Below are 25,308 nucleotides of genomic sequence, written 5' to 3' on the forward strand. Positions count from 1 at the left end.
CGCCATGGGGTTCATCAGCAAGTTTCTTGCGAGCTACTCGCGCAACTTCCTTGCCGCCGTCATGCTGTGGCCGCTCGCCTCGGCCGCGCTCACGCTGCCCATCCTCGCCTACCTCTATCACCGCGATGGGCGCCTGCGCTTCGCTTCGGTGGTGTCCACGTACCTGGCAGTTCTCTACCTCATGGGCCTCGGCTGCTTCACGCTCTACCCTCTGCCAACCGGCACCTCGGGCCCGGGCATCAGCTACGGCATTCCCTGGCAGTTGAACCCGTTCGCGCCCATCGGCGATTTCATGCGCGAAGGCGTCTCCATCTTGCCGCAGATCGTCTTCAACATCGTGCTCTTCATACCCTTGGGCTTCATCGCGGGGCGCCTGCTGCGCTGGGGAGCGGCGCGTTCGGTCATCGCGGGCTTGGCCGTCTCGTTCGCGATCGAGGCCGCCCAGGGCACCGGGCTCTTCGGCATCTACCCTTACGCCTTCCGCACCGCCGATGTCGACGACCTCATCTACAACACCGCAGGCGCGGCTTTGGGCTGGTGGTCGGCGCAGGCACTCGCTCGCATACTCCCGCCCGGAGCCCTCGCCGAGGAAGGGGAGGTGACCCATGAGCCCGGCTTTGTCCGCCGCAGCGTGGCATTCTGGCTGGACACCCTGATCGTGGGAATCATCTCGATGCTCGCCATCGGAGCGTTCGCGGTGCTCGCGCCGATGACCGTCGACCTCCTCGCGGATGCCGGGGGATCCTGGCAGCTCGCGATCTGCGCGGCGGTGTTCCTCTGGATCGAGGCCGTCATTCCGTGGCGCGAGCAAGGGTCCACGCCGGGAGGGCGCTTCGTGCGCATGAGCTGCGAGACCCGCGAGCGCACGGGCGCGCATCGCGCGGCGTTCATCGCCGTGCGCGCTGCGGTTCTTGGCGCGTCGTACCTGTTCTTTCCCATAGCGTGGCCGCTGCTCGCGCTCTTCTATCTGATCTGGCGGCAGATGCCCTACGACCTCATCTGAGATGCTCGGCACCTGATGCGCCGGCGCGGCCAGGGCGTCGGTACCGAAGGGCGGGATGCGCCGGCGCGGATGTCGCCGGCAGCGGAAGCGGCTGCCTCAGCCCAGCGCCACGTCGAGCACCATCATGATCACGAATCCCGCGATGACGCCGAGCGTACCCACATTGGAATGCTCGCCCAAATGCGCCTCGGGGATGAGCTCCTCGACCACTACGTAGATCATGGCGCCCGCGGCAAAGGCCAAGAGCCACGGCATGAACGGCGCGATCCAACCGCTCGCAAGCACCACGAGGATGCCGAAGATCGGCTCGACGATACCCGAGAGGCTTCCCATCGCGAAGGCCTTGAGCCGGCTTGCGCCCTCGCGCCTGAGCGGAAGGGAGACCGCCGCGCCCTCGGGGAAGTTCTGCAGGCCGATACCTGTGGCAAGCGCCACCGCCATACCCAGATAGGCATCACCGGCAGCGCCCGCTGTTTGCGATGCCATCGCAAAGAGAAGCCCCACGCTCATGCCCTCGGGGATGTTGTGGAGCGTCACAGCAGAAACCAGAAGCGTCGTGCGCTTCCAATCGCATTCAAGGCCCTCCGGCTCTGCGCTGCCGGCATGAAGGTGGGGCAGCAGCGTGTCGAGCACGATGAGAAAGGCGACACCGAGCAAAAAGCCGCCCGCAGCAGGTATCCAGCCGACCTGCCCGAGCTCCTCCGCCTGCTCGATGGCGGGGTTCAAAAGCGACCATACGCTTGCCGCGATCATCACCCCCGCCGCGAACCCCAAGAAGATATGGTGCGTGAGCTTGCCGCGCTCGGGGTCCTTGCCCGTGAAGAGCACCACCGCAGAGCCCGCCGTGGTCATGAGCCACGTGAAGCCGCAGCCCGCCGCAGCCCAGATAAGGCCGCGGACGATGGTTGATTCGAACATGCCAACTCCTATCATTGCTGCGGGCATGGTGCCGCGCAGAGCCGTTGCCGTATGGGCTCTTATTCCCCAGAGGACTGGCGGGCAACCCGCCGCACGAACGACGCGGGTGCAGGCGCGCCGCGCCATCCTGCGGTAAGATGCAGGGGAACGTCGAGGGGAGCGATCATATGGACCAACGGAAACTCATGCGCTTCACGCAGGGCGCAGGTCTCCTTTCCTGCCCCGTATGCGGAGAGCCGCTCCTCCTCGAAGACACGGCGCTGCGCTGCGCCGCAGGCCATAGCTTCGACATCGCGCGCCAAGGCTATGTGAATCTCCTCGCGGGCGCCCACCGCAGCCAGGGCTACGACCGCGCCTCCTTCGAAAAACGGCGCCAAGTCTTCTCAAGCGGCATCTATGACGACATCGCCCAGGAGGTTTGCCGCATCGTGGCCGATCTGGCAGAAGACAAGACCGCCGAGAACGACAAACCGCCGCGCGTGCTCGACGCTGGTTGCGGCGAGGGCTACTTCGCCCGCGCGGTTGCCCATAAGACCGCCGCCCAGGTGGCCGCCTTCGACATCTCCAAGGACTCCGTGCAGCTCGCTGCCGGGACGGATGCCGATGACGGCATCATCTGGTTCGTGGCAGACCTTGCCGCCATCCCCGTACGCGACCACACCATAGACTGCGTGCTCGACATCTTCTCGCCCGCGCACTACGGCGAGTTCCGCCGCGTGCTCGCGCCGGGCGGCTTTGTGGTGAAAGCCATCCCTACCGAGCACCACCTCCACGAGCTGCGTGAGCGCGCTTCCGGCCAGCTGGCCCACGACGACTACTCCAATGAGCGCGTTATAGAGCACTTCAAGGAGTCGTGCGAGCTCCTTGCGACGAGGCGCGTGACCCGCACGCAGGAGCTCGACCCCGAGGCGCTCGACGCGTTGCTTGCCATGACGCCGCTGCTCTTCCATGTGGACCGCGCCGCCATCGACTGGTCGGACGTGTGCGAGGTCACCGTCGAGGCCGACATCCTCCTCGGCCGCTTCACCTAAGATCGGAGCACCTATGGAGCTATCCACGCTCAGACGCTTCCTCATGATCGCTCGCGAGGGCACCATCTCGGGCGCCGCTGCGGCGCTGCACATCTCGCAGCCCTCGCTCTCGCGCCAGATGCAAGATCTGGAGCGCGAACTCGGCTGCACGCTCTTCATACGCGGCAAGCGCCGCATCGAGCTCACCGGCGAGGGCATGCGCCTGCGCGGCCGTGCCGAGGAGATCGTGGACCTTGCCGACCGCACCGAAGCCGAATTTCGCGTCTCGGGCGCGACCCTTGCCGGCGAGATTCGCATCGGCGGCGGCGAGACGCCCGCCATGGAGCTCGTCGCCGATGTGATCGCCGAGATGCAGGAGGCCTACCCGCTCGTGCGCTTTAGCCTGCAGAGCGGCAACGCCGAAGACATCGCAGAGCGGCTCGACACCGGTCGCATCGACTTTGGCCTGTTCATCGGCCATACGGACCTAGACCGTTACGAAGTTCTGCAGGTGCCCGCCCAAGATGTCTGGGGCGTCTTCATGCGTGCAGACGACCCGCTCAGCAAGCGCGACGGCATCACCCCAGCCGATCTGGAGGGACGCCCCCTCATCTTCTCGCGCCAAGCCAGCAGCGAGATGCGCGGATGGTTCAAACGCGACTTCGAGGACCTCGATATCGTTGCCACCTACAACCTGCTATATAACGCAGCGCTCCTAGCACGGCGAGGCATAGGATATGTGGTGAGCCTACAGGGCATCGTGGATGTTTCCGAGTCGAGCGGCCTCACGTTCCGGCCACTCGAGCCCGCGCTCACGGCGGACGTACGCATCGCTTGGAAGCGCTACCAGACCTTCTCCCCCGCCGCCGGCGTGTTTCTGCAGCGCATTCGCGCGCTGTGGGGCTAGCACGGGACGGCGGGGAACCAAAAAACACAGGAGGGCGCAAAGCGGGAAGGTGGGACGGCTGCTCCGCCTCGGAGCTCGCCAATCTCACGCATAAAAGCAGATCTAGCGTAACGAACTATCTCAAGGAGATCGAAGCCATCTGCCCCGCGCTGCTGAAGACGTCATGGCGTATTCGCATGTTAGGCAACCCAGGATATTCAAAGGATGAGCTCTTGGATATCTTCGAACCCTACCTAAGATCACCAGTTAAATCCGCGATAAGACTCGCTCGTACGGTTCCCCTTGATGCGCTGCTACCTTACGAGCCAAAACTGAGCGGAGAAAGCGCCCTGCCGTTCTTCTCCGACCTTGCACACGATCCATCTCAAGTGACACTCATGATGGGGCAGGACGACGTCGTGCAACTGAAAGCCAAACTAGGAAGTGCTTGGAGAGAGGCGGCTGGAACGAACGGGCACCGCTTATCATCGAGGAATGGGACTATCCCCTTGACACAACGTCGTCTCGCAGCCTCGCCGCCACGAAGCTGAAATGCGCCGATCCCTTCTCGCTCTATGCTGAGCTTATGAACCTGAATCAAGACGACGCGCGAATACATGACGCCATAGAGCAGTTGAGGGGGTACCTATGCCGATCGTAAACGGGATTGAAACGTTCAGAGACGCCATGGCAAACCACTCGGACGAGTACGTCCTCATAGGTGGAGGAGCGTGCAGTGTTCTATTCGATACCGCTGACATGTCGTTTCGCATAACCAAGGATCTTGACGTCATCGTGCTCACCGACGTCAAAGGAGGAGGCGGATTCGCGCATGACCTCTGGACGTTCGTAAAGCAACATAACTATGAATGCTGGAGAAAACCGGAAAAGCGCCGTCAACTTGAGGATGACCTGCGAACGCTTAAGCTGGTCTATCTTGGTGCATCCTGAAACAAGGCGTTTGTCCTTGCCCCATCAGACCGTACCCGCCGCAGGCGGCCCGGCGCCTAAGCGCCGAAGTACTCCGCGATCTGCGCCATGCGCGCGGACGCCTCGCCGCGCCCGTATTCGGACTCGTCGGTATAGTCGTACATGGGGTTCAAGCTGAACATCCCCAGATCCATCTCACCGGTAGCAATGAGCCGGCGCGCGATGCCGCCGTATGGCGCGGGCCATGGGCTCGAACGGCTTATCGTTTGAGGTCACGTAGTCGAAGTGGTTGATACCCGCCTCGATAGCCGCCTCAACGGTGCGCTCGATCTCCTCGGGAGAGCCCTCATGCAGGCTGCCCGTCCCAAGGCCGATCACACTTACCTTGTCGCCACCATGCGGCAATATGCGATATTCCATGGAAAACTCCTTCCAGGCGAACTACGTCGCCCACATCAATACTTCTCCCTAGGCAGCCGTGATGTCCATGCCAAAGTAGGTGTTGGAGATTTGGGCGAGCGTGCCGTCGGCGCGCAAGGCGTCGATCGCTTCGTTCATCGCCTCGCGAAGGCTCTCGGTGGCTTCCTCGCGGCGCAGCGGGTAGGCGATGTGGGTGGGCTCTGGCGCCATGGCGGCCACCTTGAGGTTCGCGTCGGGATGCTGGGCCATGTAGTCGTTGAAGACGACCTCGTCGTTCAGGGTCGCATCGATGCGGCCGGCATCGAGGAGCTCGATGGTGGCATTGAAGTCGTCCACGCCCGTGCAGGTGGCGCCGTGGCTCTCGGCGAGCGCGGCGTAGCTGCTCGCCAAGGTGTTCGCCGTCGTCTTGCCCTCGAGGTCCTCGAGCGAGGCGATCTCGTCGTTGTCGCCGCGAACGATCACGACGATGTTGTTGAATGCGTACGGCTCGGTGAAATCGTACTTCTCCTCGCGCTCGTCGGTCACGCTCACACCGTTTGCCATGGTGTCGTAGCGGCCGGAGTCAACGCCCGCGAGCAGACCGTCCCACTCGCCTTCGGCGAAGCTTGCCTCAACGCCCAGCTCGCTCGCAATAGCGCGGGCGACTTCGATATCGAAGCCGGTGAGCTCGCCCGCCTCGTTATGGAAGGTCCACGGCGACCAGGTCCCCTCGGTAGCGAAGATCATCTCGCCGCGGTCACGGATCTGCGCGAGCAAATCGCCCACTGCCTCGCCGGAACCGGAAGCCGCATCAGACCCGCATGCCGTGAGGCCGAGACCTGCCAGCGCGGTGAAGCCGGCGATGAACGTGCGCCTGTTGATGTTGGTGAGCATGGTTGAATCCTTTCATGACATTCATGGTTGAGATGCGCTGGGCCCCACCCCGCCCGATATCGATACCGCTTGGGATACCGCTTTGCCGTGGTGCCGCATGAACTGCCGTCGAGCGGATCGCCACGCGCCTGGGAACGAGCCCCGAGGCGATCGCGCGCCTTAGGCGTCGCCGTCGACCGTCTGCAGAAACGCCCGGACGCGATCGTTCGCAGGGCACTCGAAAAATTCCCGAGCGGGTCCCTCGGCGACGATTGCCCCGCCCTCCATGAAGACGATGCGGTCGGCGACGTTTCTTGCGAACGACATCTCGTGCGTGACCACGAGCATGGTCATGCCCTGCTCGGCGAGCTTGCGCATGGCAGCAAGCACCTCGGAGGTCAGCTCGGGGTCGAGCGCGCTGGTGGGCTCGTCGAAGTAGACGATCTCCGGATCGGTCGCCATGGCGCGGGCGATGGCCACGCGCTGCTGCTGCCCGCCGGAGAGCTGTGCCGGGTAGGCGTCGCAGCGATCGGCCATCCCCACCTGCTCGAGGCAGATGCGGGCGCGGCGCTCAGCCTCATCGGGAGGCATCTTGCGCGCCACCGTGAGACCCTCGGTGACGTTGCCCAGAACGGTCCGGTTGCGGAAGAGGTTATAGCCTTGGAACACGAAGGCGGTCTTGCGGCGAATCGCCGTGATATCGCGCGCCTTCATATGCACGAGGTCGAAGACCTCGCCGTCCAAGCAAAGCTCGCCGCCATCCGCCCGCTCAAGCAGGTTCGCGCAGCGCAGGAGTGTGGTCTTGCCCGAGCCCGAAGGCCCGAGGATGGCAACCACCTCTCCCGCGCGAACGGTCAGGTCGATGCCATGGAGCACCTCGGTACCGTCGAAGGCCTTGCGCACGCCCTTGAGGGCGAGGACCTCCGGCGCAGCGGGCGAGGCTTGGGCAACGACGCCAGACGTTGCGCAACCGATGCTCTCCGCCATTGCTACCCCCTCTCCATTCCGCGCGAGGCCAGGTACCGCTCGCCCACATGCTGGAGCCAGGTAAGTACCGTGGAGAACAGCAGGTAAATCGCTGCGACTTCCAGGTAGAGCGGCATAGATTCCCACGTGCGCGACACTACGCGCTGCGTTGCCATGAACATCTCGAGCACCGTGATGTTCGCCGCGAGCGACGTATCCTTCACAAGCGCGATGAGCTCGTTGGAAAGCGGCGGGAACGCCGTGCGGAGCGCCTGCGGCAGCACGATGCGACGCATGACCTGGCCATAGGTAAGGCCCACGCAATAGCCCGCCTCGAGTTGGCCCACCGGCACGCTCTCGATGGCGCCGCGTATGGTCTCGGCAGAATAGGCGCCGGTATTGAGCGAGAACACAATGATGGCGGCTGGGAACGGGTCGAGCATGATGCCCAAGTCGGGCAGGCCGTAGAACACCACGTAGAGCTGGACCAGAAGCGGCGTGCCGCGCACGATCCAGATGTAGAAGCGCGCGATCTGCGTGAGAACCGGGATGCGCGCGTACTGCACGAGCGCCGTCGCCGTCGCGATGACGAGCGCGATGGAGAACGAGATCACCGCGAGCGGAACGGTGGCGGTGAGCCCGGGGATGAGGATGGAGGTGAAGGAATCGGCCATGATGCCGAGCACGCGGTCACTCACGGCCCTCACCGCCCGCCGCGCTCGGATCTCCCGATGCCTCGCAGCACACCGTCCGCTCCGCATCCATGCGACATAGCACATGGTCGATGGCGTCGATGCCGCGTTGCTTCTTATGGACGTCGTCAAGCAGCTGGCGGCGTTGGTCTATGAGGACGCGCTTGGCCTCGCGCATGCGCCCCTCGACGCAAGCACTGGTCGCACGGGCAGTGGTGCTGGCATCGCAGGCGCAATCGCACAGGCAGCGCTCGACATCTTCTGATAGCTCGCCCATATCATCGCTCCCTTCGGTCTCGATGATACGGAGTGCGATCAAGTATGTAAAAGACCTATATCGTATAGCTTACCATGCATTTGATACATGATAGAGGAGCGGCACAATCGGTCCCCACGCAGCGGACGCGTTGCGGTCGCTAGTTGCAGAACATGGCTTTGCGCTTATCGAAATAGATCTTGCTGAGCACGATCAACCCGATCAGCCCTATAGCGTTACCGACAGCCGGGGCATCGATCAAGTCAGATAACCCTGCTCCGACTATCATCGCGAACAGCAGCGTGTACGCCAAGTTGGCGGCAAGGCTCACCCCAAGGTAGATGAGGTAGTGCAGCGGCGCATCGCGCTTGAAGCCCGACAGCTCGAACCGGATGAAGACCGCCGCAGCAGCGAGCACGAGCATGAACAGCCCCGTGACGATGTCGAGAGCCTGCAAGCCGCCAAACATCAGATAGACCGCACGGGCGCTGCCATCGTAGTTCATGCCAGTGAACAGGCGAATCGCATTGCCGAGAGCAAGCAGGGCGCTTGCGAACAGCTGAAACCAAATGATGAACTTGTACCAGTTCATGCCCAACGCTCCGGGATAGGGGACCTGGTTCGCGGCGTTCCACGACGGGGCAGGCTGCTGATTCCATGCACCGGGCGCAGGCTGCGGGCCGGGGATGCCGGGCATGGGCTGCGACCCCGCGGGCGCAAAGGGCTGGGGAGCCGGGGCACCGGGAGCCGGAATGGGCTGCGGCGCTGGGGCGCCAGATGCCGATCCGGTCTGCGAGGCGGCTCCGACCGCTGAAGCATTGCCCGTAGCGGCGCCGCACGCGGGGCAGAACGCAACGGAATCGGGAATCTGCGAACCACACTGGGAACAGAACATAAGCAACCTTTCTCCCCCGAACCTGAACGGGCATCCAGCGCGCAATCGAACGGCGCGCTCTTTGACAGTATACGACCGTGCGAGGCGGGAGCACGGCTATACTGTGGACGACCGACGAAAGGTGGGGCCATGCCGAACATCCGCATCCTTATCATCGAGGATGACGCCGACATCAATCAGATTGTGACGACCCGGCTTACGCAGATGGGCTACACCTGCACGCAAGCATTTTCTGGAAGCGAGGCACAGCTCCTGCTCAACCTTCCCCGCACGGAGGGCGCAGAAGCCAGCTGCCCGCTCCCTTTCGACGTCGTTATCTGCGACCTCATGCTCCCCGGCATGTCCGGAGATGAGCTGGTGGGCGCCATACGGGCGGTCGATGCGCAGATCCCCATCATCGTGACCTCCGCCCGCACAGCCCCCGCTGACAAGATCGACCTGCTCGGCATCGGGGCCGACGACTACCTTACGAAGCCTTTCGATCTCGATGAGCTCGTTGCGCGCATCGCGGTACAGCTCAGGCACCGCCATCGCGCTGCGGCAGAGGGACGAACCGGCGCTTTGCGATTTGGCGCTTGGGAGCTCGATCCCTCGTCGAAGACCTTCCACGTAGCAGGAGCCTCAATCGAACTCACGCGCATCGAGCTCGCGATCCTCGAGCTGCTCATGCGTCATCCCAGCCGTGTGTTCAGCAAGCAGGAGCTCTTCGAGGGCGCATGGGGAGAACCCTATGCCGCCGATGACAACACTCTGAACGTGCATATCTCGAACATCCGCGCCAAGCTGCGGCCAAGCGGCACGGACACCTACCTCAAAACCGTATGGGGCATGGGTTTTAAGCTTATCGAGCCATAGATCCCGCCATCAGGCATCGCCTTGCTTGACAGCACGACGCCGCGAGCCGCGAGAGCCACTCTGGAGAAGATGCCCTGCCCAGAGCATCGCTGCCCAGCGCGAACGTGGGTCTTGCAACGCCGGGCTTCTTAACCCTTTTCGGGCTTCTTTAACCTTTCTTTATCCTTGCTGAAGGCCTGCTAAAGAATCGCTCGCCATACTGGTAGCCAACAGGAAGCACCAAAGCGATTGGAGCGACATGAACGTCATCGAGCTGCACGACCTCTCCAAGGTTTACGGAGGCACGCGCGCCGTCGACCATTTGGACATGCACGTCGTGCAAGGAGATATCTACGGCTTCGTAGGCAAGAACGGCGCCGGCAAGTCCACCACCATGAAGATCGTAAGCGGGCTCTCGACCCCCACGAGCGGCACGGTCAAGATCTTTGGCAGCGAGATGCCGCGTGGCGGGCTCTCAAGCGCCTTCTCGCGGATCGGCACCCTTATCGAGCAGCCGGGCATCCTGCCCAACTTCTCCGCCCGCGAGAACCTCATGATGAAGGCCCTGTCCATTGGCGTTGCCCACGCCGCAGCCCAATGCACCGACCTCCTTAAACTCGTTGGGCTCGATCCCGCAAGCACGCGCAAGACCAAGAAGCTCTCGCTCGGCATGAAGCAGCGGCTCGGCGTCGCCTTGGCGCTCGTGGGATCGCCCGACCTTTTGCTCCTCGACGAGCCGTTCAACGGCATCGATCCCGAAGAAACCCGTGCGCTGCGCCAGGCACTCGTCCAGCTCAACCACGAGCGCGGCGTGACCATCGTCATCTCGAGCCATGTCCTCGACCAGCTCAACCGCATGGCAAACCGCTTCGGTGTGATCAGCGCGGGCCGCATGGTCCGCGAGTTCACCGAGGACGACCTGCACGCTGCATGCGGCAGCTCGGTACGCGTGAAGACGACCGACCCCACGCGCAGCCTTGCCGTCCTAGAAGAGCGGCTGGCAGGGATGACGTTCAGGGTCGAGCCGGACGGCGGCATCGTTATCACCGGAGGCAACGGGTCCCGGCCTGCGCGGGCGGCGTTCGGCGGGGCGGCAAGCGACGCCTCTACCACAGGCGCCCCCGCACCGGAAACGGTCTCGCGCGCGCTCGCAGAGGCAGGCCAAACCATCCTCGAGCTGACCGTGCTCGAACGCGATATCGAGGAATACTTCGTCGAGCTCATGGGCGGCGCGGATGGCGCAGCGACAAGGGGAAGATAGCCATGGCCTTCACGCTTCTCGACCTCGCCATCATCGGCGCCCTCTTCTATCTACTCGTTCCCACCGGGAAAGGCAGGTAACCCCATGCTGAACCTTCTCAAATCCGACCTGTACCGCATCACGCGCCCCCGCGGTTTGCGCGGAGCGTTCTGGCAGTATACCAGCGCCTGCACGGCCATATTCGTCCTGGTCTACATCACTTTCTGGTTTATCGCCAACGGGGACTTCTCCGCATCCGGCCTCCTCCTGATGTCCAACTATGCTAGCCCGAGCGCCATGCTCGGAGCCATCATTACCGACCTCGCGCCGCTCTTCGCGTGCTTCATCGTCGTCGAGCATGTTCTCGCCGATTTCAAAGAGGGCTTCGTGCGCACCCTCGTCTCAGTGCGTGTGGGACGCCTTTCGTACTTCGCCGAGAAAATCGTGGTCGCCGGCATCATGGCAGCGCTGTCAGCGGCTGTGCTCGCCATCCTTTCGCTTGCGTTGTGCGGCGCGGTCGGCGGCACCTTCACCGGATCGGATGACGTGCTTGGGTTCTTGGTATGGGTGCTCGCCCTCTGGCTGAACACCTGGGCGCTCGCTTCGCTCGCCGCGATGGTCGCCCTCATCACGCGTGTGCCGGTGTTGAGCTACGTCATGGCCTTCTGCTTGGGGTCGGCGGTCATTCCGCAGGGTCTAACCCTCGTCGCGAGCCTGATCTCCGCATTCGGCACACCAGTCCTTGGGGGCATCGCGCAGGGTATTGCCAACGTGATCGGTGAGCTCACCTATTGGATGCCGTCCACGCTCATCGTGGAGTTCGTCACCCCGGGAGCGTCGGCTCTGGCAGGATCCGGACTGGGTGACTTCGCCGCCATGCTCCCCGGCGGCGCGGTGACGCAAGCCATCGCCGCGCCCGTGATCTGGATCGCGCTGGCGATGGTCGTGACGCTCGCCGCCTCGAAGAACCGCGAGGTCTAACTTCGTCGCAACACCCGGCCCTGTCGCGCTGCCCGGCCACATCGGAACACCCGGCCCTGTCGCGCTGCCTGCTCGCATCGAGCGACCCAACCCGCTGTGCGACACGACCGCACCGCGATATCCGCTCACATGAGATGATACGGCTGCGGGGATGCCCGCAGCCGTCCGCGTTTCTCGAAAGGACCCCAGATGCTAGCCGCATTCCTACTCGTTGTAGGTGTATTTCTCGGCGTACTTATCGCCACCGCCACCTATGCGACCGAGCTCGGACGCATCGCGGCGTTCCTGCGCGGGCACGACCTGCATAGCAACGCACGGGTCACCGTATGCGCCCATGCCCCGGGAATCGCCGCCCTCATCGACGCCGTGAACAACGCGCTCGACCGCTCCACGCTCGAACGCGTGGATGCCCTGCGGGAACGCGAGGGCTTCCAGCGCGACCTCGCCGCTCTCTCGCACGATATCCGCACGCCGCTCGCCGGGGCTCGCGGGTACCTGCAGCTCGCCGCAGAAGAGGCCGACCCCGAAGCTCGGAACCATCAGCTCGGAGCCGCGATCGGTCGCATAGACTCCACGACCAGCCTGCTCGACGCGTTGTTCGCCTACACGCACTCCGCCGATCCGGACCTTTCCCTGGAGCATGACGCCGTCACCCTGCTCCCCCTTGCCGAGCGTGCGCTTCTTGCCCAGTACCCTGCCTTTGAGGAGCACGGTTGGGAGCCGCATCTCGAATGCGCCGATAACGCACTCGCTGCCTGGGCGGATGCAGGCGCCCTCGATCGCATCATGGGGAATCTGCTCGTAAATACCCTGCGTTACGGCTCAGCGGCACCCAAGGTGCGGATTTCACCTGAAAGCGCCGACCGGGTGCGCATCACGGTCGAGAACCCCGTCGCCAAGCCCGAGGCGCTTGATACCGACCGCCTCTTCGATCGGTTCTACCAAGCGGACAGCGCACGCGGCACAGCGGGCAGCGGCTTGGGCCTCGCCGTGTGTAAGAACCTGGCAGAGGCCATGGGAGCGACCATCGAGGCCCATCTTGCAGGGGATGTCCTCGCAATCGACCTCGTGCTCCCGCGCGTGCCGGAGCAGGCATCCCACGGCGGGCGATCCTAGGCCCGTTAGCGCTTGGCGCCGCGCTCCGTCCTGAGCAGCGCATCCACCAGCTCGTTGTCCTCGGGGTCGGGCGATCCCAAGGGCAGACCGCACGCCTCGAAAAAGTGGCTTCCTGCGAATTGCCGCGCCCTGAACGAGCCGTGCTCGCCGTCATCCAGATACCGCACACGGCTGCGGCAATCGGTCGTACCGCAAAAGAGCGGGCCATGGCTGCGCGCATAGCGCACGTACACCTCATCCGCCGACCACAACAGCACGCCAGCCATGTTTTCCAATTCGTAGGCGGTCGCATAGCGCTGCCAGGGCACGTCGCGACGGCGCACGTAACGGTCGAGCACCCCCGCCAGGCGCGTCACGCGTCGCAGGGTATCCGGGGCAGATACCACGTTGAACGAGGCGCCTGCATCGATGCCGCACAGGTCGTGCAAGCGCTCGAGCGCAACGGCTCGCTCTTGGCCTGCGAGGACCACCGCCGGCACCGTAAGCTTGATCGATTCATCGGGAAAAAGCTCTATGGCAGAATGCGGGACCATGCCGTCGAACGCGATTGAAGCGCGAAAGATGAGCGAGTCGTGCGCATGCTGCACGTGGCAATCGAGCCCCTGCGCAGCGAAGCACTCCGCCATGATTTGCGCCCGCGCGTTCTGCACCACGCGATCGGGCAGTTCCTGCCCGCCAGCCCCCAGGCGGTAGAAGTACAGGTCGAACAAAGGCACGGAATCGATGTAGTACACCGTGCGCCGGCAGAACTCCGATATGCGCTGCCACGAGCGCGTAGCCTTGTCGTAGAGCTCCACGAGCACGGACCCTGTCGCCGGACCGGACGTAGAGCCTTCGCGAACCTCGACGATGCCATCGGCCACGTAGGGCGGGAAGGTGCCTTCCTCCACCCGGACGACCACCACGCCCTGCTCGGGATCGGCTGGATCGGGGATGAAGCGGACATCGAACGGCGGCGCCGGGGAGATATGCCGGCGGCAAAGCTCGCCGATGATCTGGCCGTAGTCCGCGCTGAGCCGCGGGACGGGACGCACGCTCCGGTCAGCGTCCGCGATACCGATGACGAGCCAGCCTCCGCGCGAGTTAGCGAACGAGGCGATGATCTTGGGCAGCTTAGCCTTGACGCTGCCGGAGAACTCCTGCTTGAACTCGAGCAGGTAGCCCTCATCGTAGCTGGCGAGCTGGGCCATGTCGGCAAAGGTGACGGCAGAAAGCGGTTTGGGGTCGCCCTGATCGCCGCGGAACGGACTGAACACCATCGACCTCCAAGCAAGCTCGATTCGCGACGCGCGACATCATAACCCGGAGAAGACAGAAGCGGGCGAGGGCGCTTCGCCCCCGCCCGCTCACATGAACGCGATGCTACGCGGTCTTGGTGATGTACTCCGCATCGTAGAAGCTCAGCGGATTGACGTTGTAGCCGTCGACAGCAGCCGAGGTGGCGCCGAGCGAGACGCCGTGGCTGATGACCATCCACGGCAGGTCGCGCGCGACGATCTCCTCGCACTGCAGGTAGACCGCGTCGCGATCGTCGCCAGCGGGCGTGCCCAGGCCCTCGACGATCAGCGCATCGTACTCGGGGTTGGAGTAGTGGGCGATGTTCTGCGTGCCGGCGCTCGTGGCGAGCAGGTTCATGAAGTTGTCCGGGTCACCGTTGTCGGAGAGCCAGCCTGCCAGGCAGACGTCGTAGTAATCGGTCTGCTGGCGGTTCTTGTACGTAGCCATATCGTAGGCGACGATCTCCATGTCCACGCCGACCTCGGCAAGATAGCCCTGGAGCGTCTCGGCGAGGTTCTGGCCGTTCACGACGTTGTAGTCCTGAGCGTTGGTGTAGGTGAGCATCGTGATGTTGGTCACGCCCAGGTTCGCGAAGGTCTCGCGGGCGGCATCCGGGTCGTACGCCGGGCGCTCAAGATCCTGCGCATAGGGTGCCATCGACTCGGGCATGCAGGAGTGCGCGACCGTGGAGTACTCGCCGTAGAGAGTCTCGACCATCTCGTCGATGTTGATGGCCTGGCAGAACGCCGTGCGCGCCTCGAGGTTGGAGAAGATTTCGCTCTCCATGTTGAAGGCCATGTAGTTCAGGCTCGAGGCGTCCTCGATAACGCCCACGCCGCCGTTCTGCTCTACTTGGTCGATCATGGCAGGGTCCACGCCATCGATGATGTCGACCTCGCCGTTGCTGAGCGCGGTGACGCGGCTCGAGGGCTCGGGGATGAAGCGGTATACGATAGGCGAGCACTGAGGCATGTGCTCCTTGTCCCAGTAGTCCTCGAAGGTCTCCATCTGAACGTTCTCGCCCTTGGACCACGAGATGAACTTGTAGGGACCCGTGCCGCACGGATGCTCGTTCAGGTTGTTGTCGTACTCATCGAGGGCGGTAGGGCTCACGATGGGGGCGCCGAAGAGCATGGCGAGGTTCATCTTGAACGGCGTCGAGGCGGCGCGCATGTGCAGGACGACCTCGTAGTCGCCCGTCTTCTCGACAGAGGCGACACCCGTACCGGTGCTCTCGGACCCAAAGACGAACGAGGCATACGCCATGTCATCGGTGCGGTTGGGCTCGAGCTGGCGCTCGATGGAACGCACCACCGCGTCGGCGTTGAAGTCGGTCCCGTCGTGGAACTTGACGCCCTGGCGCAGGGTGAAGGTATAGGTCAGGCCGTCGTCGGAAACGCTCCAGTCCTCTGCCAGGCAGGGCTCGACGTCGGTGCAGTCGGCGTTGAACTTCAGGAGCCCCTCGTACATCTGGCTCATGATCGTGCCGGGGTCGGAGCTCGCGAGCGCCGGGTCGAGGCCGAGCGACTCGGTGCGGACGCCGTAGGTGAGCGAGGTCATCGCGGCGGAGCCGGCTTCGCTCGCGCGCTGGCTACCGCAACCCGCAAGCCCTGCAACGCCGAGCGCGCCCGTGGCGCCCATAGCCAAAAAGCCGCGACGCCCGCACATTAGCTGTGAATTCATAGTGTTCCTCTCGTCCGGGCACATAGGCACCCTCACCAATAAGCAGTATGGATTCGTCTACCCCAAAGTGTTCGGCGAAAAACACCCGGGCGAGCACCAAGCCGCTGAACGGTAGCATTGAGCCCCCGGGTGCATCGGCTAACTTACCCCCGGGCTTAGGACAGCCTCAGACTCAGACTCAGGCCGACCGTTAGCTCAAGCTGTTCCTCAAAAGCTCGTTGAAGAGCTTGGGGTTTCCGCTTCCCTTGCTCTCGCGCATGCACTGGCCGACGAGAAACCCGAGCACCTTCTGGTTGCCGTCACGGTACTGCTGAGCCTGCTCGGCGCAGCGCGCGAGCACGGTATCGACCACAGCCTGCAACGCTTCGGTATCGTTCACCTGGCGCATGCCGCGCTCGTCGACGATACGTTCGGGATCCTCGCCCGATGCCGCCATGAGTTCAAAGACCTCATGCGCCTGATTGCTCGAAACGGCATCCTCGGCGAGCAGACGAGCGAGCGCCGCCACCTGCGTGGGCGCGATGCCGCACGTGGCGACCGTCGCTTCAGGGCCGCGGGCGTTCAGGTAGCCGGCAAGCTCGTTCACGATGAGGTTGGCCACCGTCTGAGCGGCCTTGCCGGTCATGCCGGCAGCAGCCTCCTCGAAGAACGCACCGGAATCAGGGTCGCCCGCGAGCTGCTCGGCATCTGCGCGCTTGATGCCAAAATCGCGCTCGTAGCGATCGCGCTTGGCATCGGGTAGCTCGGGCAGCTCGGCGCGGCAATGGTCGATGAACTCATCCGTGAGGTCGAAGGGCGCCAGGTCGGGATCGGGGAAGAACCGATAGTCGTCAGCGGTCTCCTTGGTGCGCATCACCACGGTGCGCTTGCGGCTAGGCTCCCAGTGGCGGGTCTCCTGGTAAATCTCGCCGCCCTCCTCAAGCACCTCGGCTTGGCGGCATATCTCGTAGGCGAGGCCGTCGTGCAGGGCTTTGAACGAGTTGAGGTTCTTGAGCTCGGTCTTGGTGCCGAGCTTGGTCGACCCGCGACGACGCAGGCTCACGTTACCGTCGCAGCGCATGGAGCCCTTCTCCATGGAGCAGTCTGAAATCCCGAGCGTGAGGAAGATGCGGCGGAGCTTCTCCATGAAGAGGCGCGCCTCCTCGGGCGTACGCAGATCGGGCTCGGTCACGAGCTCGATGAGCGGCGTGCCGCAGCGGTTGTAGTCGATGAGGCTCTCCGTCGCGCCGCCTATGCGGCCCTCCTCACCGCCCACGTGCACCATCTTGGCAGCGTCCTCCTCCATATGGATGCGCAGGATGCGAATGGGAACGGTGTAGGAGCCGTCATCGCGACGCTCGGGCACGGCGAGCGATGCGGTGTCGTAGGAGGCGAGGCCGGCGAGCGCGGAAGCGGCGGGAGCGAGATCGTTCGTCCCGAGGTCCGCCGATTCCGCTTGAGCGTGAGATGGCTGGGACAGCTGACTTCGTCCCCGTTGCCCCGCCCCCTCGGGCAGGTCGCGCGCCATGCTCGCCGAGAGACCGACGGCACCGGCCGAGGCGCTCGCCAGGCTCTCGGCTTCCGCAGCGCCGAACGCGCATGCCGGGCGCTCCTCGGCTCCGCGACCAGAGACCTCCAAATCGAGGCGGCCGTGCATGCAGAAGGCGACGGGACCCTGTGTGGTCTGGAAGTTCTTGGCCATATCGGGATAGAAATAGTGCTTGCGGTAGAACATCGAATGCTTCTGGATCTCGCAATTCGTGGCAAGCCCCGCCTTCACGATGTACTCGATCGCGCGACGATTGGGAACCGGGAGCGCACCGGGCAAGCCCAGGCACACCGGGCACACATGCGTGTTGGGCTCGTCGTCGTGACTGAGCTTGCAGCCGCAAAACATCTTGGTTTCCAGCGTGGTGAGCTCCGTATGGATCTCGAGGCCGATCACTGCCTCCCAGTCCTGGAGCACCTCGTTGAGCTCGCGCATCTAGAGCTCACCTCCCTTCCCGGCGTAAACGGGCGCAACCGGAGCACCCGCCCCGTGCATCGCCGCAACCTCGCCCCAGACGCCCACCTTTCCCGCGTATGCCTGCTCGAGCGCCGAACCGAACGCGATGAGCCGCTCGTCTTTGAAAGCGGGCGCCACGAGCTGCGCCGCCACGGGCAGCCCGGACTCCGCACCGAGGCCCAGCGGCACCGTGATGCCACCGTTGCCGGCGATGTTGATGGATATGGTGAACAGGTCCGCAAGGTACATCTGCGTGGGATCGGAAATCTCGCCATGCTTGAACGCTGTGCGCGGGCTCGCCGGCATAAGGATCACATCGACCTGCTCGAATGCACGGCGATAATCCTCGGTGATGAGCGTGCGAGCCTTTTGCGCAGCGTAGTAGTACTTGTCATAGACGCCCGACGAAAGCAGGTACGCACCGAGCATCTGGCGGCGCTTGGCCTCCGCTCCAAAGCCGTGTGCGCGCGAAAGCGCGCTCTGCGCGGCGAGCGTGGCGCAATCGGGTTCCTGGTAGCCATAGCGAATTCCATCGAAGCGCGCAAGGTTGCTGAACGCCTCGGCAGGGCCGATGACGTAGTACGCGGCAATCGCAGCAGCGAGGTGCGGGAGGTCGACGTCGACAAGTTCGGCGCCCGCAGCCGCAAGCTCGGACGCAGCGGACTCCACGGCAGCGCGCACCTCGGACGTGAGGCCCTCGGCCTCCATGAAAGCGGGAATGATGCCAACGCGCTTGCCAGCGATATCGGTGCCAGCCTGCTCAGCGAACCGCGGAGCAACATCCTGAGAGGTGGAATCAAAGGGATCGTGCCCACCGGCAACGAGCGCATCCATGGCAAGGGCGACGTCTTCTACGGAGCGCCCGAAGGGGCCCACCTGGTCGAGCGAGCTACCAAAAGCGACCACACCGTAGCGCGATACGGCGCCGTACGTGGGCTTCATGCCTACTACGCCGCACAACGCGGCAGGCTGGCGGATTGAACCGCCCGTGTCCGAGCCGAGCGCAAGCGGGACCTCGCCGGCCGCGACCGCAGCCGCCGATCCGCCCGAGGAACCGCCCGGCACGCGCTCGGTATCCCACGGGTTGTTCGTGGGATGGAAGGCAGAGGTATCAGTCGAGGATCCAAAGGCGAACTCGTCCATGTTGGCCTTGCCCACCGGTATGCAACCAGCAGCCAGCATACGGGCCACGCAGGTCGCAGTATAGGGAGACTCGTACGACTCGAGCATCCGGGATGCGCAGGTGGTATGCGTACCCGTGAGGTTCATGTTGTCCTTGATTGCCAGCGGCACGCCTGCAAGCGGCGGGAGCGCAGCGCCTTTGGCACGCGCCTCGTCGATGCGCCGCGCCCGCTCGAGCGCGAGCTCGGGCGTCACCTCGAGAAATGCCTGGATCTGCGGCTCGCGAGCATCGATTGCCTCGAGCGCGGCGCGGGTGACCTCCGTTGCGGTAAACGAGCCGGCGGCGATGCCAGCCGAGATCTCCCGGGCGGAAAGGGCGTCGAATGAAGGCATCTACTCCTCCTCCCCCAAAATCGACGGCACGCGGAAGCTGCGGTCGCGCGAGCTCGCGGCGTTGCCTAAGGCCTCATCGATCGTGAAGCCGCGCTCGGCGTCCTCTGCATCGCCGCGCATGACGTTCGAGAGGCTGCCGATGGGATGGAACGTGGGTTCCACATCGGGCAGATCGTACGCGAGCACGGGCTCGAGCATGGAGACGGCGTCGTTCATGTACGACGTCATCTGGGCCAGCTCCTCCCCTTCCAGAGCGATGCGGGCGTAATCCGCTATCGCGCGCACGTCGTTTTCACTGAGTGCCATGGGCGCTCCTTCCGGTCAGTCAATCTGCACCATTATACGCAGCGGATTGAGCGCTGCATGAGCGCAACCGTCCCGAACGCGGAACCGAAACACGGGGCGCACGCTATCGCCTAGCGACGTTCGTCTGGACGGGCCTTCGTAGCGAGGAAGCGCTACGAGCTGCACCCTCGGCAAGCCTTTGTGCGCTTCCGACGCATTTTTTGGCCTCTAGACCGGTAGAACCGTGCCAAAACCGCACAGAGGTTCACGTGAGAACGATACGCGGGATGACTCGCGCCCGCCGCAGGGCGGCACGGGATGACTCGCGCCCGCCGCAGGGCGCGATGGCTCCAGATGGCGCCGCCGCCGTGCACTAACCTGCTAAACTTGCGTTGATGCAAGAACGATAACGCAGGAGGCACCATGGATACCGCACGCATCGAACGGGTACGGAGCAATCTTAAGCAGGCGGGTCTCACGCAGTTGCTCGTGGTCGATCCGCTCTCCATCTGGTGGCTCACGGGCTACTACACCGCGCCCATGGAGCGGTTCCTTGGCCTGTATATCGGACGCGAGGGCACCCCGACGCTTTTCGCGAACCGCTTGTTCCCCGATCCGTCGGGAACCGGAGCACATGTGGTGACCTTCTCCGACACCGAGGACCCCATCCCGCTTATCTCCGCTGTATGCGACGCCACCAGCCCGCTCGGCGTCGATAAGGAGCTTGCCGCGCGCTGGCTTGTGCCCCTAATGCAAGCGGGCGTCGCGAGCTCCTTTGTCCTCGCCTCGAGCGCCGTCGACGATGCTCGCGCCCTTAAGGACGCCCGCGAGCGCGAGCTCATGCGCGCTGCCTCCGCAATCAACGACGAGGCCATGGGCTGGCTTGCCGAACAGGTGCGACCTGGCGTGACCGAGCTCGAGGTCGCCGAAGGACTGCTGGGCACCTACCGGAGCTTAGGAGCGGAGGGCTACTCGTTCTCGCCGATCGTCAGTTTTGGCGCAAATGCGGCTGACCCCCATCACGCACCCGATGGGACGGTGCTCGCCGCTGGCGACATGGTCCTTTTCGACGTGGGCTGCAAGCGCTCGTGGTACTGCTCCGATATGACGCGCACGTTCTTCACCGCCGAACCGACCGACCACCAACGCGCCGTCTACGACGCGGTCCTTGCGGCAAACGAAGCGGCAGAGGCCATCGTGCGACCCGGCGTGACGTTTGCCGAAATCGACCTCACCGCGCGCCGCATCATCGAGGAGGCAGGCTGGGGCCCGCAGTTCAACCACCGCTTGGGGCACCAGATCGGCCTATCCGAGCACGAGCCCGGCGATGTCTCCTCCTCCCACGACGAGCCGGTGCAACCCGGCATGTGCTTCTCCATCGAGCCGGGCATCTACCTGCCGGGCGACATGGGCGTGCGCATCGAGGACCTCGTCATCGTGACCGAGGACGGCTGCGAGGTGCTCAACCGCTACCCCAAGGGCATTCAGGTTCTGGGGCACTAGGTCTGGCAGCGCAATCTCGAGCATGCGATTGATCGCTCAGCCGGCTGGGGCGATCCGTTGGCATCAGCCGGCTAGAGCGATTGCTGGTTAAAGCAATCCATTGAAGAGCTGCAAGACGCCGCAGGCACCGATCAGCATGTATGTGATCTTGCGGAGCAACTCGTCGTCGATCTTGGACTGGATCGCGTTCGCCGCCACAAGCCCCACGCCGATGCTTGCGCTCCCAAGCATGATGATGCCGAGCGCGTTCGGCGGGAAGGCGCCCGCCACCGCACGTACCACCGTGGTGTAGACGGCGTTGATGGAGAAGAACAGCTGAAGCGAGCCGAGCCGGGCCTCGCGCGTTTCGAATCGGTCGAGGAAATACACGACGAGCAGCGGACCGCCGATACCAAAGAGCCCGTCGCACAGGCCGGAAACGACGACGCAAAGCGCTCCTGCCGCCTTGCCCATATGGCGTTCTCCAAAGCGCTCGTGTAAGAACAGGTAATAGATGCTGAGCAGGATGAGAAAGAATCCAAAGGCACGCTTGATGAGCACCTGGTCGGTCGCGACAGTCGCGAAATACGCCGAAGACCCCGAGAGAACCATGTAGCAGATGAGCGGGAGAACGATTTGTTTCGGCTGGAGGCTCTCACGGTACTGAACCGTCATCGCGATGCTCAGCACCAAGAAGATGATGCCTGAAACGGCAGCGGCGCTGGGAACGGTGTAGAGCATAGGCAGCGCCATCATGAGCACGAGCCCCGCTCCGAAGCCTGTTACTCCCTGCAGCACCCCGCCAAGAAAGGCGGCGAGCGCAACCACGGCGTATTCCATCCGCACCCCCCTGCATTCATCTGCATGGTACCACGTCGCAAAGCCTCCACAGGAGGCATGGGGCACGGTGGCCGTCAGCGCCGTCGTAACGTCGGCAACCGCGCGAAGAGACGATATGAGCTGAACATTGAGCCCCTCCTCCTGTCGCAGGTCCGTGGGTCGGGCGACAATGGTCGTATCCCGCAACCGTGGCCGCGCGCCACATACGACAGAGGAGGGGCCATGTCCCATTATGTCACAGCCATCGGTCTCGACGTCCACGCCCGCAGCATCAAGGCCTTCGCCCTGAACCCGATGACAGGCGAGGCCGAGCGGGCCTCGTTCGGCTACGACCCGGCGGCGGTCGCCGAGTGGGCGCTCGGCTTCGAGTCCCCGAGGGCCGTCTACGAGTCCGGGGTCACCGGCTTCCACCTCTGCCGCGCCCTGCGCGCGCTCGGCCTGGACTGCGTCGTGGGCGCCGTCTCCAAGATGCAGCGGCCCGCCGCCGACAGGGGCAGGAAGACCGACAGGCGCGACGCCGAGTTCCTGGCGCGCCTGCTCGCGACCAGGAACGTCGTCGAGGTGTGGGTCCCCGACGAGCGCACCGAGGCCGCCCGCGACCTGTCGCGGGCCCTCGCCGACGCGCGCGACGACCTCCAGCGCGCCAAGCAGCGGATGTCGAAGTTCCTGCTGCGCCACGGCCACGTCTTCGACGAGTCGACGCCGACCGGGCGCAGGAGGGGCAACTGGACGCGCGCGTACTGGAAGTGGGCCGACGCGATCGAGTTCGACGAGCCCGATGACGCCGCCGCCTACGAGCACTACCGCGACTGCGTGAGGCGCTGCCAGGAGGCGCGCGACGAGCTGGCGGGGAAGGTCGCCGAGTCGGCCGGGAGGCCGGAGTGGAGGCCCGTCGTCGACGCCCTCAGGTGCGTGAAGGGCTTCGACGTCGCCACGGCGTTCCTGCTCGCCTGCGAGGCGGGCGACTTCTCCCGCTTCCCCACCGCCCCGTCCTTCGCGTCGTGGTGCGGCCTCACGCCCTCGGAGCACTCGAGCGGTGAGACGTCGTCGAAGGGCGGGATCACGCGGGCGGGCAACGCCCACGTGCGCTCCGCCCTCGTCGAGGCCGCCTGGCACGTGCCGATGTCCTCGCGCGACCCGAAGCCGCTCGCCCCGGGCCAGGAGGTCGCCCCCGCGGTGAGGAGGCACGCGACGAAGTGCAACCGCAGGCTCATCGACCGCAGGGAGGCGATGGCGGGGGCCGGCAAGCGCCCCGTCGTCGCCAACTGCGCCACCGCGCGCGAGATGGCGTGCTGGGCCTGGGCGATAGCGAGGATGGCCGCGGAGTAGCGGCCGCCCGAGCGAAACAGGGTCCGACCCCGGGGCCCGCCGCGTTCGAGGCCGTTGGGAGGCCACTCGAGTCTCTTTTTATGGGCAGCGGGGAACCGCCACGCCCGCCATACAGACTTCGGCCGAGGCCCCCAGCCGTAGCAACGAAATGCGCAGCCGACGAGGCCACGCGCGGATATTAGAATGCCGAACGTGCGTCGAACAGACACGCCCTCAAGCGGCGGCGCCCCCGGGTGAAGATAGGTAGGCCCGACCGGTCGCGGTAGCTCCGCGGGCGGTCGGGCCGGTTTTGCCTCTTGACAATGTTCAGCTCATATTAAAAAGGCCGGAGTCCGAAGACCCCGGCCTTTGCAGCTCTTGAAGCGATGAGTCGAGCGCGGCTTAGAAGTCCACGTCCACGTCGTTGTAGACGCACTCGAGGAGCTTCTCCATCTCCTCGGGCGTTGGCTGGCGCGGGTTGGAGCCGGTGCAGGCGTCGCCGATGGCGTCAACGGCGATGCGGGCCTTCTTCTCCTCGAACTCGGCGTAGTCGATGATCGACTCGTCGGCCTTGACGCCGCCCTTGCCGTAGTTCTTGATGCCCTGCGGGATGTCGATCTTGTCGTTGAGGTCGCGGATCATCTGAACGAGCGCTGCCACGAGCTCGTCCTCGGTCTCGCCGGCAAGATGGAAGACCTCCTTGGCGATGTAGGCATAGCGGCTCTTAGCGCGGGCATCCTTGCTGTTGAACTGGATGACCTTGCCGAGGTACATGGCGTTGGCGCAACCATGGATGATGTGGTCGCCGGTGAAGGCGGCACCGGTCTTGTGGGCCATGGAGTGCACGATGCCGAGCAGGCCCGAAGAGAATGCGATGCCGGCGATGCACTGAGCGTCATGCATGTGCTGGCGGGCTTCCTTATCGCCGGCGTAGCTCTTGGGGAGCCACTCGACGATCTCGCGCATAGCATAGAGCGCGTTGGCGTCGGTGTAGGCGGAGCCGGCGGTCGAGACGTAGGCCTCGATGGAGTGGGTCAGCGCGTCCATGCCGGTGTGAGCGCAGAGCTTGGCAGGCATGGTGTAGGTGAGCTCGGGGTCGACGATGGCCACGTCAGGGGTGATCTGGAAGTCGGCGATCGGGAACTTGATGCCCTTGGAGTAGTCGGTGATGATCGAGAAGGCGGTCACCTCGGTCGCGGTGCCGGAGGTGGAGGAGATGGCGCAGAAGTGGGCCTTGGTGCGCAGCTCGGGCAGGCCGAAGACCTTGCACATATCCTCAAAGGTGGTCTCGGGGTACTCGTACTTGATCCACATGGCCTTGGCCGCGTCGATCGGCGAGCCGCCACCGATGGCGATGATCCAGTCGGGCTGGAACTCGGACATCACGGCAGCACCGTTCATGACGGTCTCAACGGAGGGGTCGGACTCGACGCCCTCGATGAGCTTGACCTCGAAACCGGCCTCCTTGAGGTCGTTCTCGACGTCCTGCAGGAAGCCGCCGCGGCGCATGGAGCCGCCGCCCGTAACGATGACGGCGCGCTCGCCCTTGAGGTTCTTCACCTCATGGCGGGCACCCTCACCAAAGTACAGGTCGCGGGGGTTGGTGAAACGTCCCATAGCAATTGCCTCCAAACACGGGTCCTCCCTAGGACCCGAATACACACGGAGCCGCCCATCGGCTCCGTAAGGACCGAGTTCGAACGCCCGGCAGCATCGAGCCGGACGCACATTCCATCGCATATTCTACAACTCGAATCCCCGTTTTGTGCATGAAAGGGGCCGATTTTTCCCTATCGGCGCAATACTCTTGCGAACCCCGCGAATGCCTTTCCCTCCCATTCGCAAGCTGGCGCAACCGCTACCTCGGCTTGTTTATTTACCTGCTACGATGTGCTAATCTGTTTTGTTCAACCGGAGGTAGCACGCTCGCTGGG

The 25,308-nt window shown here is 64.3% G+C and carries 24 protein-coding genes; 10 read left to right on the forward strand and 14 right to left on the reverse strand.

Translation table 11 applies throughout. The annotated features are described in order from the left end of the window. Positions 1-4 precede the first annotated feature (4 nt). Positions 5-1,003 (forward strand): VanZ family protein, encoded by a 999-nt coding sequence (locus tag C1717_RS02095; protein WP_102371591.1) that lies wholly within the window; start codon positions 5-7, stop codon positions 1,001-1,003. 96 nt (positions 1,004-1,099) lie between these two features. Here C1717_RS02095 and C1717_RS02100 read toward each other — a convergent pair whose 3' ends face one another. Then, a complete protein-coding gene (locus C1717_RS02100; protein WP_102371592.1) occupies positions 1,100-1,921 on the reverse strand; it encodes a ZIP family metal transporter in 822 nt (273 codons plus the stop codon). A gap of 167 nt (positions 1,922-2,088) precedes the next feature. Between C1717_RS02100 and C1717_RS02105 the strand changes: the two genes are divergently transcribed. The 3 genes from C1717_RS02105 (at position 2,089) to C1717_RS02120 (ending at position 4,768) form a co-directional block, all read left to right on the forward strand. After that, complete coding sequence (locus C1717_RS02105) at positions 2,089-2,952, forward strand: putative RNA methyltransferase (protein WP_180965802.1); 864 nt, start codon at positions 2,089-2,091, stop codon at positions 2,950-2,952. Positions 2,953-2,965: 13 nt separating this feature from the next. Continuing rightward, positions 2,966-3,838, forward strand: a complete 873-nt coding sequence (locus C1717_RS02110) for a LysR family transcriptional regulator (RefSeq protein ID WP_102371594.1) — start codon at positions 2,966-2,968, stop codon at positions 3,836-3,838. Positions 3,839-4,465: 627 nt separating this feature from the next. After that, positions 4,466-4,768: a hypothetical protein gene (locus tag C1717_RS02120; protein ID WP_102371596.1), complete on the forward strand. Its 303-nt coding sequence runs from the start codon at positions 4,466-4,468 to the stop codon at positions 4,766-4,768. 174 nt (positions 4,769-4,942) lie between these two features. Here the strand turns inward: C1717_RS02120 and C1717_RS02125 are convergent, their stop codons facing one another. The 6 genes from C1717_RS02125 to C1717_RS02150 all read right to left on the reverse strand — a co-directional run bounded on the left by C1717_RS02125 (position 4,943) and on the right by C1717_RS02150 (position 8,828). Continuing rightward, positions 4,943-5,167, reverse strand: a complete 225-nt coding sequence (locus C1717_RS02125) for an aldo-keto reductase family protein (protein WP_102371597.1) — start codon at positions 5,165-5,167, stop codon at positions 4,943-4,945. Between the two features lie 48 nt (positions 5,168-5,215). Then, complete coding sequence (locus C1717_RS02130; RefSeq protein ID WP_219722250.1) at positions 5,216-6,040, reverse strand: transporter substrate-binding domain-containing protein; 825 nt, start codon at positions 6,038-6,040, stop codon at positions 5,216-5,218. A gap of 159 nt (positions 6,041-6,199) precedes the next feature. Continuing rightward, entirely contained in the window at positions 6,200-7,006 is an 807-nt protein-coding gene (locus C1717_RS02135) for an amino acid ABC transporter ATP-binding protein (protein ID WP_102371598.1), read from the reverse strand. 2 nt (positions 7,007-7,008) lie between these two features. Further along, a complete protein-coding gene (locus C1717_RS02140) occupies positions 7,009-7,683 on the reverse strand; it encodes an amino acid ABC transporter permease (protein WP_102371599.1) in 675 nt (224 codons plus the stop codon). Then, the gene (locus tag C1717_RS02145; RefSeq protein ID WP_102371600.1) at positions 7,676-7,954 is read right to left on the reverse strand and encodes a hypothetical protein; all 279 of its coding nucleotides are present in this window, start codon (positions 7,952-7,954) and stop codon (positions 7,676-7,678) included. The genes C1717_RS02140 and C1717_RS02145 overlap by 8 nt, the downstream gene beginning before the upstream one ends. A gap of 139 nt (positions 7,955-8,093) precedes the next feature. Beyond that, positions 8,094-8,828, reverse strand: a complete 735-nt coding sequence (locus tag C1717_RS02150; RefSeq protein WP_102371601.1) for a zinc ribbon domain-containing protein — start codon at positions 8,826-8,828, stop codon at positions 8,094-8,096. A gap of 129 nt (positions 8,829-8,957) precedes the next feature. Between C1717_RS02150 and C1717_RS02155 the strand changes: the two genes are divergently transcribed. From C1717_RS02155 to C1717_RS02170, 4 genes are all read left to right on the forward strand, one after another. Next, the gene (locus C1717_RS02155; RefSeq protein ID WP_102371602.1) at positions 8,958-9,683 is read left to right on the forward strand and encodes a response regulator transcription factor; all 726 of its coding nucleotides are present in this window, start codon (positions 8,958-8,960) and stop codon (positions 9,681-9,683) included. A gap of 238 nt (positions 9,684-9,921) precedes the next feature. Continuing rightward, complete coding sequence (locus tag C1717_RS02160; RefSeq protein ID WP_102371603.1) at positions 9,922-10,923, forward strand: ABC transporter ATP-binding protein; 1,002 nt, start codon at positions 9,922-9,924, stop codon at positions 10,921-10,923. An 84-nt stretch (positions 10,924-11,007) separates the two neighbouring features. Beyond that, positions 11,008-11,883 (forward strand): hypothetical protein, encoded by an 876-nt coding sequence (locus C1717_RS02165; protein WP_102371604.1) that lies wholly within the window; start codon positions 11,008-11,010, stop codon positions 11,881-11,883. A gap of 189 nt (positions 11,884-12,072) precedes the next feature. Beyond that, positions 12,073-12,999 (forward strand): sensor histidine kinase, encoded by a 927-nt coding sequence (locus C1717_RS02170; protein ID WP_102371605.1) that lies wholly within the window; start codon positions 12,073-12,075, stop codon positions 12,997-12,999. Positions 13,000-13,004: 5 nt separating this feature from the next. On the opposite strand, the gene C1717_RS02175 is transcribed toward C1717_RS02170, so the two are convergent. From C1717_RS02175 to C1717_RS02195, 5 genes are all read right to left on the reverse strand, one after another. Further along, entirely contained in the window at positions 13,005-14,258 is a 1,254-nt protein-coding gene (locus C1717_RS02175; protein ID WP_102371606.1) for an ATP-binding protein, read from the reverse strand. Positions 14,259-14,361: 103 nt separating this feature from the next. Then, a complete protein-coding gene (locus C1717_RS02180; RefSeq protein WP_102371607.1) occupies positions 14,362-15,960 on the reverse strand; it encodes an ABC transporter substrate-binding protein in 1,599 nt (532 codons plus the stop codon). Between the two features lie 190 nt (positions 15,961-16,150). Next, complete coding sequence (gene gatB, locus C1717_RS02185; protein WP_102371608.1) at positions 16,151-17,923, reverse strand: Asp-tRNA(Asn)/Glu-tRNA(Gln) amidotransferase subunit GatB; 1,773 nt, start codon at positions 17,921-17,923, stop codon at positions 16,151-16,153. Further along, a complete protein-coding gene (gene gatA / locus C1717_RS02190) occupies positions 17,924-19,459 on the reverse strand; it encodes an Asp-tRNA(Asn)/Glu-tRNA(Gln) amidotransferase subunit GatA (RefSeq protein WP_102371609.1) in 1,536 nt (511 codons plus the stop codon). Then, positions 19,460-19,765 carry an Asp-tRNA(Asn)/Glu-tRNA(Gln) amidotransferase subunit GatC gene (locus tag C1717_RS02195; protein WP_102371610.1) on the reverse strand — a complete coding sequence of 102 codons (306 nt, stop codon included), beginning with the start codon at positions 19,763-19,765 and terminating at the stop codon, positions 19,460-19,462. Between the two features lie 402 nt (positions 19,766-20,167). Between C1717_RS02195 and C1717_RS02200 the strand changes: the two genes are divergently transcribed. Continuing rightward, positions 20,168-21,247 carry a M24 family metallopeptidase gene (locus C1717_RS02200; RefSeq protein ID WP_102371611.1) on the forward strand — a complete coding sequence of 360 codons (1,080 nt, stop codon included), beginning with the start codon at positions 20,168-20,170 and terminating at the stop codon, positions 21,245-21,247. Positions 21,248-21,334: 87 nt separating this feature from the next. On the opposite strand, the gene C1717_RS02205 is transcribed toward C1717_RS02200, so the two are convergent. Continuing rightward, the gene (locus tag C1717_RS02205) at positions 21,335-22,066 is read right to left on the reverse strand and encodes a sulfite exporter TauE/SafE family protein (protein WP_180965803.1); all 732 of its coding nucleotides are present in this window, start codon (positions 22,064-22,066) and stop codon (positions 21,335-21,337) included. A 222-nt stretch (positions 22,067-22,288) separates the two neighbouring features. Between C1717_RS02205 and C1717_RS02210 the strand changes: the two genes are divergently transcribed. After that, positions 22,289-23,395 (forward strand): IS110 family RNA-guided transposase, encoded by a 1,107-nt coding sequence (locus C1717_RS02210; RefSeq protein WP_102371612.1) that lies wholly within the window; start codon positions 22,289-22,291, stop codon positions 23,393-23,395. 381 nt (positions 23,396-23,776) lie between these two features. Here the strand turns inward: C1717_RS02210 and C1717_RS02215 are convergent, their stop codons facing one another. Continuing rightward, positions 23,777-24,991, reverse strand: coding sequence for an iron-containing alcohol dehydrogenase (locus tag C1717_RS02215; RefSeq protein ID WP_102371613.1), 1,215 nt, complete (start codon positions 24,989-24,991; stop codon positions 23,777-23,779). Positions 24,992-25,308 lie beyond the last annotated feature (317 nt).

The organism is Enorma phocaeensis (assembly GCF_900186505.1).
Lineage (GTDB): Bacteria > Actinomycetota > Coriobacteriia > Coriobacteriales > Coriobacteriaceae > Enorma > Enorma phocaeensis.

Bases quoted from the DNA above. Each gene is read 5' to 3' on its own strand.
- C1717_RS02095 (WP_102371591.1), top strand. From the start codon at position 5: ATGGGGTTCATCAGCAAGTTTCTTGCGAGCTACTCGCGCAACTTCCTT.
- C1717_RS02100 (WP_102371592.1), bottom strand. From the start codon at position 1,921: ATGTTCGAATCAACCATCGTCCGCGGCCTTATCTGGGCTGCGGCGGGC.
- C1717_RS02105 (WP_180965802.1), top strand. From the start codon at position 2,089: ATGGACCAACGGAAACTCATGCGCTTCACGCAGGGCGCAGGTCTCCTT.
- C1717_RS02110 (WP_102371594.1), top strand. From the start codon at position 2,966: ATGGAGCTATCCACGCTCAGACGCTTCCTCATGATCGCTCGCGAGGGC.
- C1717_RS02120 (WP_102371596.1), top strand. From the start codon at position 4,466: ATGCCGATCGTAAACGGGATTGAAACGTTCAGAGACGCCATGGCAAAC.
- C1717_RS02125 (WP_102371597.1), bottom strand. From the start codon at position 5,167: ATGGAATATCGCATATTGCCGCATGGTGGCGACAAGGTAAGTGTGATC.
- C1717_RS02130 (WP_219722250.1), bottom strand. From the start codon at position 6,040: ATGCTCACCAACATCAACAGGCGCACGTTCATCGCCGGCTTCACCGCG.
- C1717_RS02135 (WP_102371598.1), bottom strand. From the start codon at position 7,006: ATGGCGGAGAGCATCGGTTGCGCAACGTCTGGCGTCGTTGCCCAAGCC.
- C1717_RS02145 (WP_102371600.1), bottom strand. From the start codon at position 7,954: ATGGGCGAGCTATCAGAAGATGTCGAGCGCTGCCTGTGCGATTGCGCC.
- C1717_RS02150 (WP_102371601.1), bottom strand. From the start codon at position 8,828: ATGTTCTGTTCCCAGTGTGGTTCGCAGATTCCCGATTCCGTTGCGTTC.
- C1717_RS02155 (WP_102371602.1), top strand. From the start codon at position 8,958: ATGCCGAACATCCGCATCCTTATCATCGAGGATGACGCCGACATCAAT.
- C1717_RS02160 (WP_102371603.1), top strand. From the start codon at position 9,922: ATGAACGTCATCGAGCTGCACGACCTCTCCAAGGTTTACGGAGGCACG.
- C1717_RS02165 (WP_102371604.1), top strand. From the start codon at position 11,008: ATGCTGAACCTTCTCAAATCCGACCTGTACCGCATCACGCGCCCCCGC.
- C1717_RS02170 (WP_102371605.1), top strand. From the start codon at position 12,073: ATGCTAGCCGCATTCCTACTCGTTGTAGGTGTATTTCTCGGCGTACTT.
- C1717_RS02175 (WP_102371606.1), bottom strand. From the start codon at position 14,258: ATGGTGTTCAGTCCGTTCCGCGGCGATCAGGGCGACCCCAAACCGCTT.
- C1717_RS02180 (WP_102371607.1), bottom strand. From the start codon at position 15,960: ATGAATTCACAGCTAATGTGCGGGCGTCGCGGCTTTTTGGCTATGGGC.
- gatB (WP_102371608.1), bottom strand. From the start codon at position 17,923: ATGCGCGAGCTCAACGAGGTGCTCCAGGACTGGGAGGCAGTGATCGGC.
- gatA (WP_102371609.1), bottom strand. From the start codon at position 19,459: ATGCCTTCATTCGACGCCCTTTCCGCCCGGGAGATCTCGGCTGGCATC.
- C1717_RS02195 (WP_102371610.1), bottom strand. From the start codon at position 19,765: ATGGCACTCAGTGAAAACGACGTGCGCGCGATAGCGGATTACGCCCGC.
- C1717_RS02200 (WP_102371611.1), top strand. From the start codon at position 20,168: ATGGATACCGCACGCATCGAACGGGTACGGAGCAATCTTAAGCAGGCG.
- C1717_RS02205 (WP_180965803.1), bottom strand. From the start codon at position 22,066: ATGGAATACGCCGTGGTTGCGCTCGCCGCCTTTCTTGGCGGGGTGCTG.
- C1717_RS02210 (WP_102371612.1), top strand. From the start codon at position 22,289: ATGTCCCATTATGTCACAGCCATCGGTCTCGACGTCCACGCCCGCAGC.
- C1717_RS02215 (WP_102371613.1), bottom strand. From the start codon at position 24,991: ATGGGACGTTTCACCAACCCCCGCGACCTGTACTTTGGTGAGGGTGCC.